The organism is Kribbella sp. NPDC051936, assembly GCF_040680955.1.
GTDB lineage: Bacteria > Actinomycetota > Actinomycetes > Propionibacteriales > Kribbellaceae > Kribbella.
The window spans coordinates 912642-927467 of record NZ_JBFAXS010000002.1; the positions used below are offsets into that span (position 1 = coordinate 912642).

General features: G+C 69.8%; 20 protein-coding genes. 9 read left to right on the forward strand and 11 right to left on the reverse strand.

Features of this window, described 5'->3' with window-relative positions; all coding sequences use genetic code 11:
• The first annotated feature begins 4 nt into the window (after positions 1-4).
• Both AB0L64_RS09900 and AB0L64_RS09905 read left to right on the forward strand, forming a co-directional pair.
• Positions 5-742: a HipA family kinase gene (locus AB0L64_RS09900; RefSeq protein WP_363709676.1), complete on the forward strand. Its 738-nt coding sequence runs from the start codon at positions 5-7 to the stop codon at positions 740-742.
• A complete protein-coding gene (locus tag AB0L64_RS09905) occupies positions 739-1113 on the forward strand; it encodes a DUF3037 domain-containing protein (protein ID WP_355698294.1) in 375 nt (124 codons plus the stop codon). The genes AB0L64_RS09900 and AB0L64_RS09905 overlap by 4 nt, the downstream gene beginning before the upstream one ends.
• On the opposite strand, the gene pgm is transcribed toward AB0L64_RS09905, so the two are convergent.
• The 6 genes from pgm to AB0L64_RS09935 are packed head-to-tail and all read right to left on the reverse strand — an operon-like array spanning position 1110 to position 6978.
• Positions 1110-2732: a phosphoglucomutase (alpha-D-glucose-1,6-bisphosphate-dependent) gene (gene pgm, locus AB0L64_RS09910; RefSeq protein ID WP_363709679.1), complete on the reverse strand. Its 1623-nt coding sequence runs from the start codon at positions 2730-2732 to the stop codon at positions 1110-1112. The two genes, AB0L64_RS09905 and pgm, sit on opposite strands and share 4 nt — an antisense overlap.
• A gap of 23 nt (positions 2733-2755) precedes the next feature.
• Positions 2756-4219: a fused MFS/spermidine synthase gene (locus tag AB0L64_RS09915; RefSeq protein ID WP_363709681.1), complete on the reverse strand. Its 1464-nt coding sequence runs from the start codon at positions 4217-4219 to the stop codon at positions 2756-2758.
• Between the two features lie 26 nt (positions 4220-4245).
• Positions 4246-4602 carry an MmcQ/YjbR family DNA-binding protein gene (locus AB0L64_RS09920; RefSeq protein ID WP_363709683.1) on the reverse strand — a complete coding sequence of 119 codons (357 nt, stop codon included), beginning with the start codon at positions 4600-4602 and terminating at the stop codon, positions 4246-4248.
• Between the two features lie 4 nt (positions 4603-4606).
• The gene (locus AB0L64_RS09925; protein WP_363709684.1) at positions 4607-5272 is read right to left on the reverse strand and encodes a response regulator transcription factor; all 666 of its coding nucleotides are present in this window, start codon (positions 5270-5272) and stop codon (positions 4607-4609) included.
• Positions 5247-6446, reverse strand: a complete 1200-nt coding sequence (locus tag AB0L64_RS09930) for a histidine kinase (protein WP_363709686.1) — start codon at positions 6444-6446, stop codon at positions 5247-5249. Before AB0L64_RS09930 ends, AB0L64_RS09925 begins: the two co-directional genes overlap by 26 nt.
• 13 nt (positions 6447-6459) lie before the next feature.
• Positions 6460-6978 carry a hypothetical protein gene (locus AB0L64_RS09935; protein ID WP_363709688.1) on the reverse strand — a complete coding sequence of 173 codons (519 nt, stop codon included), beginning with the start codon at positions 6976-6978 and terminating at the stop codon, positions 6460-6462.
• Between the two features lie 227 nt (positions 6979-7205).
• On the opposite strand from AB0L64_RS09935, the gene AB0L64_RS09940 reads away from it, so the two are divergent.
• Both AB0L64_RS09940 and AB0L64_RS09945 read left to right on the forward strand, forming a co-directional pair.
• Entirely contained in the window at positions 7206-7739 is a 534-nt protein-coding gene (locus tag AB0L64_RS09940; RefSeq protein WP_363709690.1) for a hypothetical protein, read from the forward strand.
• Positions 7740-7848: 109 nt separating this feature from the next.
• Positions 7849-8337 carry a hypothetical protein gene (locus tag AB0L64_RS09945; protein WP_363709692.1) on the forward strand — a complete coding sequence of 163 codons (489 nt, stop codon included), beginning with the start codon at positions 7849-7851 and terminating at the stop codon, positions 8335-8337.
• Between the two features lie 70 nt (positions 8338-8407).
• Here the strand turns inward: AB0L64_RS09945 and AB0L64_RS09950 are convergent, their stop codons facing one another.
• Entirely contained in the window at positions 8408-8959 is a 552-nt protein-coding gene (locus AB0L64_RS09950; RefSeq protein ID WP_363709693.1) for a YceI family protein, read from the reverse strand.
• 224 nt (positions 8960-9183) lie between these two features.
• On the opposite strand from AB0L64_RS09950, the gene AB0L64_RS09955 reads away from it, so the two are divergent.
• The 3 genes from AB0L64_RS09955 to AB0L64_RS09965 all read left to right on the forward strand — a co-directional run bounded on the left by AB0L64_RS09955 (position 9184) and on the right by AB0L64_RS09965 (position 10584).
• Entirely contained in the window at positions 9184-9672 is a 489-nt protein-coding gene (locus AB0L64_RS09955) for an FBP domain-containing protein (RefSeq protein WP_363709695.1), read from the forward strand.
• 49 nt (positions 9673-9721) lie between these two features.
• Positions 9722-9976 carry a hypothetical protein gene (locus AB0L64_RS09960; protein WP_355698312.1) on the forward strand — a complete coding sequence of 85 codons (255 nt, stop codon included), beginning with the start codon at positions 9722-9724 and terminating at the stop codon, positions 9974-9976.
• An 89-nt stretch (positions 9977-10065) separates the two neighbouring features.
• On the forward strand, positions 10066-10584 hold the full coding sequence (locus AB0L64_RS09965; RefSeq protein WP_363709698.1) for a phosphoribosyltransferase family protein: 519 nt from the start codon (positions 10066-10068) through the stop codon (positions 10582-10584).
• Position 10585: 1 nt separating this feature from the next.
• Here AB0L64_RS09965 and AB0L64_RS09970 read toward each other — a convergent pair whose 3' ends face one another.
• The gene (locus tag AB0L64_RS09970; protein ID WP_363709700.1) at positions 10586-11815 is read right to left on the reverse strand and encodes an exonuclease domain-containing protein; all 1230 of its coding nucleotides are present in this window, start codon (positions 11813-11815) and stop codon (positions 10586-10588) included.
• A 70-nt stretch (positions 11816-11885) separates the two neighbouring features.
• Complete coding sequence (locus AB0L64_RS09975; RefSeq protein WP_355698324.1) at positions 11886-12386, reverse strand: hypothetical protein; 501 nt, start codon at positions 12384-12386, stop codon at positions 11886-11888.
• Positions 12387-12536: 150 nt separating this feature from the next.
• Between AB0L64_RS09975 and AB0L64_RS09980 the strand changes: the two genes are divergently transcribed.
• A complete protein-coding gene (locus tag AB0L64_RS09980; protein WP_355485930.1) occupies positions 12537-12692 on the forward strand; it encodes a hypothetical protein in 156 nt (51 codons plus the stop codon).
• Positions 12693-12794: 102 nt separating this feature from the next.
• On the opposite strand, the gene AB0L64_RS09985 is transcribed toward AB0L64_RS09980, so the two are convergent.
• Positions 12795-13286, reverse strand: a complete 492-nt coding sequence (locus AB0L64_RS09985; RefSeq protein ID WP_363709703.1) for a metallophosphoesterase — start codon at positions 13284-13286, stop codon at positions 12795-12797.
• A gap of 11 nt (positions 13287-13297) precedes the next feature.
• Positions 13298-14287 (reverse strand): NAD-dependent epimerase/dehydratase family protein, encoded by a 990-nt coding sequence (locus AB0L64_RS09990; protein WP_363709704.1) that lies wholly within the window; start codon positions 14285-14287, stop codon positions 13298-13300.
• Positions 14288-14476: 189 nt separating this feature from the next.
• Here AB0L64_RS09990 and AB0L64_RS09995 point away from each other — a divergent pair, with 189 nt between their 5' ends.
• Positions 14477-14788, forward strand: a complete 312-nt coding sequence (locus tag AB0L64_RS09995) for a hypothetical protein (RefSeq protein ID WP_363709706.1) — start codon at positions 14477-14479, stop codon at positions 14786-14788.
• Positions 14789-14826: the final 38 nt, after the last annotated feature.

Here is a 14826-nt window from a genome sequence, read left to right on the forward strand (position 1 = left end):
CGTCGTGAGTCTGCCAGTTGTCACCGCAACCCGCTACGTGTTGCCGCTGCGGGAGGGCGGATCGCTGCCCGGTGTTGTCGAGGGCAACGATCTCGGGACGTACGTGATCAAGTTCCACGGCGCCGGCCAGGGGCCGAAGGCGCTCGTCGCCGAGGTGATCGTCGGCGAGCTGTTCCGCCGGCTCGGCCTGCGGGTCCCGGAGCTGAAGCTGATCGAGCTCGACCCGGCGATCGGCAAGTCCGAGCCGGACTTCGAGATCCAGGAACTGCTGATCCGCAGCGCCGGGCTGAACCTCGCCGTCGACTTCCTGCCCGGCTCCTTCGGGTACGACGGATCGGCCGGCAACCCGGGTGACGAGGCGATGGCGCGGATCCTGTGGCTGGACGCGTTCGTGGCCAACGTGGACCGGTCGTGGCGGAACACGAACATGCTCGTGTGGCACAAGAACCTGTGGCTGATCGACCACGGGGCCGCTCTGTACTTCCACCACTCGTGGATGCCGGCCGAGAAGTTCGCCTCCTTGCCGTACGACGCGAACGACCACGTGTTCTCGGTCGCCGTACCAGGGGTGGCGAAGGTGGACGCCGAGCTGGTCGCGGCGATCACCCCGGACCTGTTGACCGAGGTGATCGCGCTGGTGCCCGACGAGTGGCTCGAGGACGGCGACCGGGAGCGGTACCTCGGTCATCTGCTCGCGCGGTTGGGGAACCGGGCCGCCTGGGTGCCGGGAGGTGTGCGGTGAAGCCCTTCGACTACGTGATTCTGCGGGCGGCGCCACGTATTCAGCGCGGCGAGTTCATCAACGTCGGCGCGGTCCTGTACTGCCGGGCGCTGGACTACCTGGGCGCCGCATGGGACGTGAATCCGGAGCGCCTGAAGGCCCTGGACCCGGCTGTCGACGTTGACGTCGTGTGTGCGTCCTTGGATCAGGTTCGCGCGATCTGCGCCGGCGAAGCGGGCGGAGGCCCGGCTGCTGCTACCTCGATCGGCGAGCGGTTCCGGTGGTTGGCTGCGCCTCGCAGCACCGTCGTCCATCCCGGACCGATCCACAGCGGGCTCACCGACGACCCCGCCGCGGATCTGGAACGGCTGCTGGACTCCTTCGTGCGTTAGCCCAGCGCCTTGGACACCACGTCACGCGCCTGCGTGAACACCTCGTCCAGATGCTCTGCGCCCTTGAACGACTCGCCGTAGATCTTGTAGAGGTCCTCGGTCCCCGACGGGCGCGCGGCGAACCAGGCCGACTCGGTGGTGACCTTCAGCCCACCGATCGCGGCGCCGTTACCGGGCGCGTGCGTCAGGCGGTCCACGATCGGCTCGCCCGCCAGCTCGGTCGCGGTGACCGCGTCGCGCGACAGAGCGGCCAACTTGGCCTTCTGCTCGCGTGTGGCCGGCGCGTCCACCCGTGAGTACGCCGATGCGCCGAACCGCTCGACCAGCTTGGCGTGGGCCACTGACGGCGTCTCACCGGTCACAGCGGTGATCTCACTCGCCAGCAGAGCCAGCAGGATCCCGTCCTTGTCAGTGGTCCACACTGTGCCGTCGAAGCGCAGGAAGCTTGCACCGGCCGACTCCTCACCGCCGAAGCCGACAGAGCCGTCAACAAGACCCGGCACGAACCACTTGAAGCCGACAGGGACCTCCCAGAGCCGGCGCCCCAAGTCCCCCACCACGCGGTCGATGAGCGACGACGACACCAGCGTCTTGCCGACAGCGACGTCGGGACCCCACTGGCGGTTGCTGAACAGGTACGAGATCGCGACCGCCAGATAATGGTTCGGGTTCATCAGCCCGGCGTCGGGCGTGACGATGCCGTGCCGGTCGGCGTCCGCGTCGTTCCCCGTCGCCACGTCGTACTTGTCCCGCTGCGCGACGAGCGAGGCCATGGCGTACGGCGAGGAGCAGTCCATCCGGATCTTGCCGTCGTGGTCGAGCGTCATGAACGACCAGGCCGGGTCGACCCGCGGGTTCACGACGGTCAGGTCGAGCTGGTGCCGCTCGGCGATCGCGGCCCAGTAGTCGACGCTGGCCCCGCCCAGCGGGTCGGCGCCGATCCGCACGCCGGCGTCGCGGATCGCGGCCAGGTTGAGCACCGACGGCAGGTCGTCGACGTAGTGCGCGACGAAGTCGTAGTCCCCCGCACGCTGACGGGCCTGCTCGAACGGCGTCCTGCGGACCTCGCGGTTGCCGCCCGCGATCAGCTCGTTGGCTCGGTTCGCGATCCAGCTGGTCGCGTCGGAGTCGGCCGGTCCGCCGTGCGGCGGGTTGTACTTGATGCCGCCGTCGCGCGGCGGGTTGTGCGACGGCGTGATGACGATGCCGTCCGCGTCCGCGCCGGCGCCGCGGTTCAGCCGCAGGATCGCGTGCGACACCGCCGGCGTCGGCGTGAGCCGGTCGGCGCTGTCGACCAGCGTCTGGACGTCGTTGCCGGCGAGCACCTCCAGCACCGTGCGCCGGGCAGGCTCCGACAGACCGTGGCTGTCCCGGCCGACGAGCAGCGGTCCTGTCGTGCCCTGACCCGCTCGGTACTCGCAGACGGCCTGCGTGATCGCCAGGATGTGCGCCTCGTTGAACGCGGCGTCGAGGCTGGAGCCGCGGTGGCCCGACGTACCGAAGACGACCTTCTGGGCCGGGTTCTCCACGTCCGGGGTGAGGTCGGTGTACGCCGCCAGCATGGCGTCGACGTCGACGAGGTCCTCGGGTTGTGCCGGCTGGCCTGCGCGTGGGTGCATGACCACATGCAATCACACGACGGTCAGCCGCTGTACGGCGTGAGCAACTGGTCGACCGGCGCGTAGTCGTCGGTCAGCACCGGCGCGTCCCCGACGAAGCTGTCCGGCCGGTGGAGGACGTCCAGCGAGGGCCCGAGACGGCGCTCGATCGCCGCGGAATCGATCGGCCGGTCGGCGGCGGCGACCACGAAGTTGCCGCCGCTGGGACCGGACAGCTCGTCCTTGCGCGCGATGACCGCGACGTACGGGAAGACCGCCTGCGCGGTCTTGACCTCGGCCTTCAGGAACTTCGCGTCGCCGTGGTCGATGACGTTCATCAGGTACAGCCCGTCCGGCCGCAGCACCCGGCGGACGTCGGAGATCACCTCGCGGGTGGTCAGGTGCCACGGCACGGACAGCCCGCTGAACGCGTCCATCAGGACCAGGTCCCGACTGTCCGTGGCCTCGTCCCGGACGCCGAGCCGGCCGTCCTGCACCGTCACCGCGAGCTCCGGTCCGGTCCGGACGCCCAGCTCCCGCTTGTCGAGCTCCACCACGGCCGCGTCGATCTCGTACACCTGGTGCTTGCTGCCCGGCCGCGTCGCCGTCAGGTACCGCGTCATGGTCATCCCGCCACCGCCGATGTGCAGCACGTCCAGCGGCTGCCGCTCGGCCCAGGTGCCGTTGATCGCGGCCGCGAAGCTCTTGATGTACTCGAACTCCAGGTACGTCGGGTCGTCGAGGTCGACGTACGAGTGCCGCAGCTGGTCCAGGTAGAGGGTCCGGCCGCCCTCCCGGTTCGGGTCTGCGACAACACGGGCGCAGTGGTAGGCAGTCTCGACCTCACACGGCCGCGGCGCGACCAGGGTCAGCGTCGCGCCGATGACCGCCAGAGCGACCGGTTTGACCGCGGACCGCACGCCACGGAGCAGGAAGGTCAGCGCGGCACCGGCAACGACCAGTGCGGCGCCCAGCGCCAGGACGATCGTGCTGATCGGAATGGTCGCCACGAACACGAACCCGGTGAGCACGGTGCCGACGATGCCGCCGACCGTCGCGTACGCGGACAGCCTGCCGACCACGGTGCCGGTCTGGGTCAGTGTGTCCAGCCGCAGCTTGGTCACCATCGGGGTGACGGCCGACAGGAGTGCTGCCGGCGCGAACAGCGTCACGGCGAGCACCAGAAACACCAGGTCGTTCGCGCCGCCTCGGAGCGCCTCACCGGTCCAGCGGACCACTGGGAGGACCAGCATCACCAGGGCCCCGCCGAGCAGGATCAACGGCCCGAGCGTCCGCTGCGGCGGCACCGTGTCCGCGAACCGTCCACCGAGGGCCGCACCGGTCGCGATGGCCGCCAGGGCGACACCGATGACCGCGGTGTTTGTCTCCAGCGTCAGCCCGATGTACGGCGCGACCAGCCGGAGCGACACGAGCTCCAGCACCATGACGGCGGCGGAGCTGCCGAACGCCAGCCAGATCGCCAGCTTCTGGCCCACCGGCCCGCGCATGTCCACCACATCACCCTATAGAACGGCTACGACTCATCCAGGCGAGCGATCAGGGTCTTCGGAGCGATCTGGCGATACGCGGTCTCCACCAGGTCCTCGAAATGGCCCCAGTCCACGTCGACGTCCAGGTAGACCCCGAGCCAGCCGCGGTGACCGACGTACGGCGGCCGGAAGAAGTGCTCCGGGTCGTCGGCGACGAGCGACTCCTGGACGCCGGGCGGCGCCGCCATCCAGACGCCGAGGCGGTCGTCGTGGTGGTGGTCGGCGTACATGACGAACGTCTTCTTGTCCCGGACGAACCACGTAGGCTCGCCGTGACTCGGTCGCTCGGTCACTTCGGGCAGTGCGAGGCACAGGCTGCGTACACGTTCCAGAACGTCCATCTGTTCAGTGTCTCGGTCCCGGGGTCACAACGCCCGACTCGTACGCGTAGACGACAGCCTGTGCGCGGTCACGGAGGTCCAGCTTGGTCAGGATGTTGCTGACGTGCGTCTTCACGGTCTGCTCGGCCAGCACCAGGTCGGCGGCGATCTGCCGGTTGGACAGTCCCCGCGCGACCAGCCGCAGTACGTCGGCCTCCCGCGGCGTCAGCCGGGCCGGTGTCGCCGGTACGACGGGTTGCGCGCGAGCGAAGTCCTCCACCAGCCGACGGGTCACGGACGGCGCCAGCAGCGCGTCACCGGCCGCGACGACGCGTACCGCGGCGGCCAGCTCGTCGGGCGTGGAGTGCTTCAGCAGGAAGCCGCTCGCGCCGGCGCGGAGGGCGGCGTACACGTAGTCGTCCAGGTCGAACGTCGTCAGCATCACGACCCGCGGCGGTTCACCCGGCGCCGAACCGGCGAGGATTCGCTGCGTGGCGGCGAGTCCGTCCAGGACGGGCATCCGGACGTCCATCAGGATCACGTCCGGCTTCAGCTCGGCAGCCAGCTCGACCGCCTGCGCGCCGTCGCCGGCCTGTCCCACCACCTCGATGTCCGGCTGTGAGTTCAGCAGCGCACCGAATCCGGCCCGCACCATCTCCTGGTCGTCAACGACCATGACCGTGATCGCCACTGGCCATCTCCTCTCCGACCGGGATCAACGCATGCACCAGATAACCGCCCTCTGGGGTCGGGCCGGCGCTCACCGTCCCGTCGAGAAGAGCCACGCGCTCACGCATACCGGTCAGCCCATGCCCACTCCCCGGCGCCGGTACGACGGGCCGCGGCGGCTTCTCGTTCTGCACCGTCACCTCCAGCTCGCCGGTACGACGCCGTACCGCCACTTGCACGGCAGCGTGTAGCGCGTGCCGCACTGCGTTGCTGAGGCCTTCCTGCACAACGCGGTACGCCGTCAGCTCGACAGCTGGATCGAAGCCGCTCGGCACCTCTCCCACCAGTTGCACGTCGGCGCCGGCACGCCGGGTGCTCTCCACAAGCTCGGCCAGCTGGTCCAGCCCGGGCTGCGGGCCGAGCTCCCCTGTTTGCTGGACAGGTTCGCGCAGCAGCCGAAGCACCCGCCGCATCTCTGTCAGCGAAGCGCGTGCCTCGTCGGCGATACCCGTGAACTCCGCGCGTACGGCGTCCGGTACGTCGGGCAACCGGTGCGGCGCACTGTCCGCCCGGACCACGACCACGGACAAGTGGTGAGCCACGACGTCATGCAGCTCGCGGGCGATCCTGGCCCGCTCCTGCAGCCGCTCCCGCTCGGCACGCTCCGCCTTGCTGATCGTCTCCTGCTCGGCCAGCCGGCGGTTCGTCTCGGCGCGGGACCGGAGAAGGTCGCCGACCACCACGGCAGCTGCCGACAGCACGGCCATGGCGATCAAGCTGCTCCAGCTGCCACGGTCCGGCGCCAGCTCGATCGCGACGATGCCCACAGCCTGAGTCGCCACCCACCAGCCGACCAGCTCCCGCCGGCCGAGTCCACGCGCACCCGCGATCGCGAGGACGAACGAGTGCCCGAACGCCGCCGTCGTACCCCACGGCCACGGTTCGCTGGAGGCGACCGGCGTCGTCAGCGCTGCGGTGACGGCCGTAGTGAAGAGTGAAACCACCACGGCCAGCCGCGGCCGCAGCCAAGCCAGGCCGAGCGCCAGCGCGCGTGCGATCGCCAGGGCGAACACAGCCCCGAGCGGTACGTGGTAGTGCTGGCCCAGGTCCATCACGGTCAGCACAAGCAGCGCCGCGACGCCCAGGCCGGCGACCCACGCCCAGCGGCGGCGCGGCCACCCGTTCGGAATCTGCACGGTTGGACCCTACTCACAGTTGCTGCAGCCAGGACCAGAAGAAGGCCAGACTGCCCAACGCCAGCACGATAGTTGCCGGAAGCACCCACCTGCGTGAGCCCTCGACCAGCAGCGCGTGCAGGGCAGCGATGCCGCGCAGTACTGCCAGGAGGACGGCAAGGCACGGCACCGCGATCAACCCGTGGACGGCCCACGCACCGGCGCGTGTCGGGCCGCCCCAGGTTCCAGGCTCGACGGGGCCGTGCTCGACGAATCCCCAGAACGGTCCGCGCATCACGGCCAGCACCGCCAGCATCATCAGGAACCAGCTCGCCAGCCCGAGCACCGCGGTGAGCAGCCCGTACCCGAACATGCGAGCGCTTCCGGCCGGGCGCGTCCTCAGGCGACGCGCCGCAGTCTCCTCCTCCCCCAGGACCGCGTCCGCCATCGCCAGGACGCCGACAGGCACCAGCGAGGCGCCGTACCGCAGTGAACGAACCAAGCCGTGGATCGCGCGCTGTCCGGTTGCCGGGCGGGTCAGTACGTCGGTCATATCGTCATCTCCTCAGTCTCAAGTCCTGAGATCGAGGCTAGGAATTCGGAGCGGCCGGCACCTCCCGCCGCGGAACCGATCCGGGACCACTACCCGGGTAGGGGGTCGATGTGATCCAGGTCACAGTGACCACGATGCGTGTCCCGACGTTACACGGTCAGTGCCGAACAGTCCGCACGGCTCGCTGTGCTGCCGACGGCGCGTCCAACAGGAGGTATCCGGACCCCATGCGCATGCAGAACCTGGCAGTGACCGCCACGCTGATCCCGGTCTTGCTCCTCGCCGGCTGCGGCACCGACGCAGGCGTCGCCGCGGCTGTGCCCGCGGCCCAGAAGGCGCCCCGGACCACGACCGTCAACGAGGCGGTGAGCTCCGACGACCCCGTGCTGAACGCCTACTACGGGTACCGCGTCGCGCTCGACGTGATGATGCGCAGCGGCGGCGCGAGGACCAAGCAGCTGGAGCCGGTGATGACGCCGACGATGTTCCAGGCGATCAGCGCGCAGGCGAAATACTTCCGCAGCCGCAAACTGCGCAACACCGGCACCACCAAGGTGCTCTGGGCGAAGCGCACCCTGGCGTCGAACGGCGTCATCGTCAGCGCCTGCTACGACACCTCCGCCGCGCGCACCGTGAACGTCCGCGGCCGCGGCGTCCTCCCGAACACCACCCCGACCCGCTGGCTCGACCAGATGCGCGTCCTCAATCAGCAGGGCCGCTGGGTCGTCGACGGCGGCACCACCACGCCGAACGCCTGCTGAAACCCACGGCTTTATGCCAGTGGGATCACGATCGCGTGCCCCCTGGGTTCCGCCGCACCGACCCGGGAAGACTTCGCCGTAAGTGCCGGCTAGGTCGAGGGGTCCGCCGATGATCGACACGAGTATTGGGCGCTGGCTGCCGTTCCTCGGACGCCGCCGTACGCCGGATTCGCTGCGCCCACGCGGTACCAGCTCGCGGGTGAGCCGGCTCGCCGCGCAGTACGACGCCGACGTCGACGCGGCCCTGCAACGCCTCTGGCCGAAGGCGCGGATCTACCACGATCGCGAGTTCACCCGGGACCGCGCCGACTTCCTGCTGGTGGTCCGCGGCCGCGGCGTGATGATCGAGACCAAGGTCAAGAGCGACCCCGGCCTGTTCCGCGGCTCCACCCTCCCGCCGCTGCTGGACCGCCTGCAGCGCGACGGCCGGCGCCTGGTCGTCCTCGTCAACCAGGGCGACCCGACTCCCGCCCGCGACCTGATCACCACCAAGCTCGGCGACAAGGGCCGCATCGTGGTCTGGTCCGGCCCCGACCACGACACCGAACTCCGCCAAGCAGTCGAGTCCCTGCTCCGGCAAACCACCCGCCACGCCTGAGCCTGGACACGAAACGGGGACCCTTGGACAGGCAACAGCTTGTCCAAGGGTCCCCGTCGGGTGTGTGCGGTCAGGCGTTCTTGATCGCCGAGACCTCGAGCTCCAGCGTGACCTTCTCGCTGACCAGGACGCCGCCGCCCTCGAGCGCCGCGTTCCAGCTGACGCCGAAGTCCTTGCGGTTGATGACGACCGAGCCCTCGAGTCCGAGCCGCTGGTTGCCGAACGGGTCGGTCGCCGTACCGGTGTACTCGAAGGTGACGTCGACGGACTTGGTCACGCCGCGGATCGTCAGGTCGCCGGTCACCAGGAACTCGGCGTCGCCGGCCGGCGCGATCGCCGTCGACACGAAGGTGATCTCCGGGTTCTCGTCCATCGCGAGGAAGTCGTTGCTGCGCAGGTGCTCGTCGCGCTGGCTGTTGCGGGTGTTGATGCTCTTCGCCTGGATCGTCACCCGGCCGGACGAGTTCGCCGGGTTCTCGCCGTCGATGTGGAACGAGCCCTCGAACTCGTCGAACGCTCCCCGTACCTTGGTCACCATCGCGTGCCGGGCACTGAAGCCGATCCGGGTGTGCGAGGCATCAAGGGTGTAGTCACCGCTGAGGGCGGCGTACTCGCTGGACATCGCGGATTCCTCCAGGAAAGTAGTTGAACTTTAGACAGTACAGGTTTCACCCTTCCGGCCCGGATGTCCACTCCCCCGCCGGCGTGTCCGAGTCGTGGACGCTGACCTGACCGGAGAACGGACTCGAGCCACCGCGTCAACCGTTGCCTGTAGCAACAGAGTTAACCGGTTGCGGTCGCGCGATCGAGCTTGTCTCATAGGTGGTCGGAGATCGGAGGACCGTCGTGGAACCGCTCAGCGCCGAGGACGTCAGGCGCTCGTTCGTCAATTCGTCCAAGAGCCAGATCAAGGCGATGGCACTGCCGCCCAAGTTCGCCGAGCTGCCCTGGGAGTCGCTGGACTTCCTCGGCTGGCGCGACGGCAAGGCGCCGAACCGCGGCTACCTCGTCGTACGGCGGGACGCCGGCGTGACCGGGATCGCGGTGAGCACGCAGTCGTCGGGCGCGGCGCGCCGGTTCGCAGGACTGTGCGACCTGTGCAACACCGCGCACCACGTGAGCGACGTCGCGCTGTTCGCGGCCCGGCGGGCAGGCTCGGCCGGGCGCGAGGGGAACACCGTCGGCATGTACATCTGCGCCGACCTGGCCTGCTCGCTGTACATCCGCGGCCTGAAGGAACTCGACGTCCCGCAGGGCGAGACCGCCACCCCGGACGTTCGCGCGGAACGCCTCGCGACCCGCCTGGAGGCTTTCGTTCGCCGCGTGTGTGCCTGACACTACGCTGGTACCCCACAGTCGGCCTCGGAGCACCAGGGAGAGCGCGATGACCGAGTTCCGGATCACGCACGAGATCCACAAGACGCATCCGGATATCCGCGAGCGGCTCACCGCGACCACGATCGAGGCGATCAACGAGTCGAGCGCCCGCTCCGCCGACGACGCGGCCCGGGTGCTGCGTCACAAGCTCGCCGAGATCAACGTCCAGATGAGCGAAGACGCCTGCCTGGCCGCGATCGAACGGATCCGCTCCGGCAAGCAGCTCCGCTTCGAGGTCGAAACCGTCCCCGACGAGGAATAGCGCTCAGACCGGCAGGCCGGCGTTCTGCGCGGCGTACGGCGTGACGCCGCGGGAAGGGCGCCGGCACGCCGGCAGGTAGGGTGCGGGGCGTGGAGCTTGCTGAGCTGGGACGTCGGGTACACGCGACCGCGCATCTGACCGGGGAGTTCCTGCTCCGGTCCGGGCAGACGACGACGGAGTACTTCGACAAGTACCGCTTCGAGGCGGATCCGGTGCTGCTGGACGAGGTGACCGCGGCGATGGTTCCGCTGATCCCGGACGGCACCGAGGTGCTGGCCGGCCTGGAGATGGGCGGCATCCCGGTCGTCACCGCCCTCGGACGGCACACCGGCCTGCCGTGCGCCTTCGTCCGCAAGCACGCGAAGTCCTACGGCACGTGCCGCCTCGCCGAGGGCGCCGAAACCAAAGGCCGCCGGGTCACCATCGTCGAGGACGTTGTCACCACCGGCGGGCAGATCGTCCTGTCCACCCACGAGCTCCGTGCTCTGGGGGCCACCATCACCGACGCGCTGTGCGTCATCAACCGCAACCCCACCACCCCGGCGCCGCTCACCGAAGCCGGCCTGACGCTGCACGCTCTGCTGACCCCCGAGCACCTGCGGCCCTGATTCAGCCCGCTTTCCGGGGGGCGTCCGGGAGGAGCCGGCGGAAATCGTCGGTGGAGATGATCGGGACGTTGAACTCCCGGGCCGCACGCGCCTTCACGGACAAGCTGTCGACGTCGGCGGCGACCACGAACGTGGTGTTGGGCCGGACGGCCTCCTGCGGCGCGAACCCGGCCGCCACCGCACGGTCCCACCAGACCTCGCGCGGCTCGACCATGTCCCCGGTGAACACCAAGCTGCTCCCGGGCGGGAACCCCCGCGCCCCAGGACGATCCGGTACGACGTACCGCCCGGCGCTCGCCCGGAGCAGGGCGTCGTCGACGTCGGACGCGCGCTGCCCGAGGATGACCGCGACCTTGTCGAGATCGCTGCGCTGGTCGGGCGTGATCTCGCCGGTCCCCCACGACGCGGCCGCCAGCGCGGACACGTAGAACCGATGCAGGTGGTCCACCTGCGGACGGGTGAGGCCCAACTCGGTTGCCACCTGCACCAACTGATCCGCGTCCGCCGCCGTGATCTCACGATCGGCGATGAGCGTGTCCAGAAGCACCAGATACGAATCGGCCTGGGGTGGCTCCGGGACGCGCGGCAGCTGATCGACGAGCCGGCTCATCCAGCCGTGCCGCCCGCCGGCGTGCACGGGCCGGACGGTCGGCGCGACCTCCGACCCGGGCAGGTCGGGCCAGGGCAGGCGCCGGACCTCCTCATAGGCCCACTGCCACGGCGGCGGAGATGCGAACGCCCCCAAATACTGAGCGAACAGCTCGGCGGTCGCGCGGGTGTCCGCCAGCGCCGAGTGCCAGCCCTCGATCGAGATCCCGGCCGCCGCGCAACACGCGCCGAGCGTCCGCTTGGCGCCCGGATGCAGATATCCCGCCAGCGCCATCGTGCACATCGACCGCTCGGTGATCAGCGGAACCGCGACGCCGAGCCGCGCGAACTCGGCCCGCAGGAAACCCAGGTCGAACTCGACGTTGTGCCCGACAACCATCCGCCCGGCCAGCAACTGCCCGAGCTGTCGCGCGACGTCCCGGAACTCCGGCGCCGCCAGCACGTCGGCGGTGAGGATCCCGTGGATGTGCTGCGGGCCGAGGTCGCGCTGCGGATTCAGCAACGTCACCCACTCGCGCTCGACCTGCCCGCGCGCGTCCAGCAGCACGACCGCGATCTCGATGACCCGGTGCCGATGGGTCGGCAGCAGGCCGGTCGTCTCGGTGTCGATGACCGCATACATCCCGGGCCTCCTCCGGCTCGCTGACCGACTGGAACAACCCAATCACAGCCCGCCGACAGTTTCCGTCCGGTCAGGAATCCGGCACGTCGACGGCGATCTCCGCGCCCAGCTTCGCGCCCTGCGCGAGCTGCAGCTCGTCACCGCTCCAGAACCGGCCCGGGTCGTACCAGTTCGGCCGCCGGCCGCGCAGCAGTCCCATCGCCTCGTACGTCACCGCGACCACCTCGGCGCAGTACGCCGACTCCAGCTCGAGCTCCCGCGATCCCTTCCGCAGCGCCGGCACCCGGCCGCGCACCCACCGCGACGCGAGCCGGGCCGTCGACGGGAACGGCGTACCGTCGAGCCGCGCGACGGTCTTCAGTACGGCGTCCTCCATCGCGCGGGTGACCGGATGGTCGAGCTGCCGCAGCCACGCGCGCTGGCCGTACTTGCGGCCCCACACCACGACGGCGTCCCGCAAGTCGTGCAGCTGCACCCCGCGGTGGTGCTTCCCGGTCCAGACGTCCGGGAGCGAGCGGCCGAGCTCCGCGTGCCACATCAGCGGCGGCAGGTCCTCGATGACGATCGCCATCCCGACATGGTTGACCGGACTGTTGGTGGTCAGCTGAATGGCTCGGTCCGCCGCGCTGTCGCCGCGGAACAGCCAAATGTCACCTGTTCGTGTCAGTTCCGTAGCGTCATCCAGTGAAATCCGGCTGGTCACATCGCTAGGTTAGTCGCCATGAAGGTATGGAAGGTGGTAGGGCTTGCGGGGCTCGTCGGCGTCGCCGCGACGGGTGTCGTGATCGCCCGCGGAGAGCGCAAGCGCAAGGCGTACACGCCCGAAGAGGTCCGTGATCGTCTCAAAGCCAGGGTCAAGGAAGCAGCGAACGCCTGACCCCGGCTGCGAAGCCCGGCCGGGCAGTCGTGGATGCGCCGTAACTCGGTGGTACGGCGGCATCCACGGCTGCCCGGCGCCGTTCTCGTTGCGGTACGCAACCTAAAGGTTGTGCAAGGCAACCTGTTCCAGGCGTCCGCCGGTGATCGTCGCGGTCTGGTAGGTGCAGTACGGCTGCCGCCTGCGGTCGGTCGGCGACCCCGGGTTGAGCAGCCGGAGCCCACGCGGGCCGGTCGTGTCCCACGGGATGTGGCTGTGCCCGAACACGAGCAGATCCACTCCCGGGTACGCCGCCTCGCAACGAGCCTCCCGCCCCTTGGCCGGGCCGGTCTCGTGCACCACGGCCACCGCCATGCCGTCCAGAGTCACCCGCGCGACTTCGGGCAGGCGCGCCCGCAACTCCGGGCCGTCGTTGTTGCCCCAGCACCCGATCAGGCGCTTGGCGCGCGCCTCCAGCTCATCGAGCAGCGCGACACTCACCCAGTCGCCTGCATGGACAACCACGTCGGCGTCGTCGACCGCCTCCCATACCGGTGCCGGCAACTTCTTCGCCCGCACCGGCAAGTGCGTGTCAGAGATGAGCAGGAGGCGCATGCGCCCACTCTCTACGCCTCGAGGGCCTCGATCAACTCCTGCTCCCTGGCCGGGCTCAGGCCCGCTTTCCGCTCACGGTCCAGGCCGAGCTCGCGTTCCCAGGCGAGCGTGTCGGCCAGGAACTCCCGTCGGGACCGATGCGTCAGCCCGGCCGCCGCCGCTGCCGCGCCGCTCCGCGACGACCAGCCCTCGTACCCCGGCTCGACCAACCACATCGCCAGCGAGTCAGGCCCCATGTACTGGTCGACCTTCTGCTCCACCAGCCACTCCCGCGGCGCGCGCACCACAGGCCCGGTGTGACCGCCGACCTCCCGGGTCAGCTCGATCCACTCGCCGAACGGCACCAAGGGTCCGCGAACGTCGAACGTCCCGGTCCGTGCTTCGGTCGCGTTGTCCAGCAGCCATCCGGCAAGGTCCCTTACGTCGATCACCGACGTCGCCAACTCGGGCGTGTCGGGCACCAGCAACGGCTCCTCGGGCGCCCGCGCCGCCCGCGCGACCCAGGCCCCCGCGCGGTCGCTGCGATCCCCGGGGCCGCCGATCAGCCCGGCCCGCGCGATCACCAGCCGGTCCCCGACGACCTCGCGCGACGCAAGCTCACACGCGACCTTCGCCTCGCCGTACAGCTCCCGGTCCACCGTGTCCGCGGCGGCCGGCTCCCGCAGTACGGCGGTCTCGTCCGCGCCGGGCGTGTCGTACTTCTCGTACGCGTTCACCGACGACACGTACGTCCAGTGCTTCGCCCGCGCTCCGAACGCGGCCAGCGCCCCCTTCACGAACCCCGGCTCCCACGACACCTCGAACACCGCGTCCCAGTCCCGCACGGGCACCCCGTCGTACGCATCGGGACGACTGCGATCGGCGGCCACCAGCGTGGCGCCGTCCGCGACCGCCCCGCTCTCGCCGCGGGCCACGCACGTCACCGCGTGCCCGCGTGCGATCGCCTGCGTCGCGATCTCCCGACCGAGCCACGCCGTACCACCGAGGATCAGAATCTCCATGCGGGCCAGCCAATCAGGCCGCGGCAACGATTCCCAAGCACCTTTGCCGAGGGCAGAAACTCCCGTCGGTGATCCGCCGCCCGCGTCAGGTCACCGTAATCGTCGCCCCCTTGCCAGCCGCACGATCCGGGCGCACTGTCGAACCATCAGGACACCCAGGGGTGAGTGTCTGTGGCAGCAGGGGGAGAGATGGCTGGTTTCGTTCAGATCATCGAGTACCGCACGTCCAAGCCGGACGAGATCGCGGCGCTGATGGAGGACTTCCGCGCCAAGCGGGAAGCCGACGCGGGCGGCGCGGCGCCGATGCGCGGCATGACGTGCGCCGACCGGGACGAGCCGGGGCGCTACTTCGCGATCGTCGAGTTCGCCTCGTACGAAGCGGCGATGGAGAACTCACGGCGGGCCGACACCACCGAATTCTCGGAGCGGATGATGGAGCTCTGCGACGGGCCCGGCACGTTCTACAACCTCGAGAAGGTGGACGAGCAGGAGTACCGCTGATCCTCAGGTACGGCGTACGCCGGCTCGCCCGGGCGTAC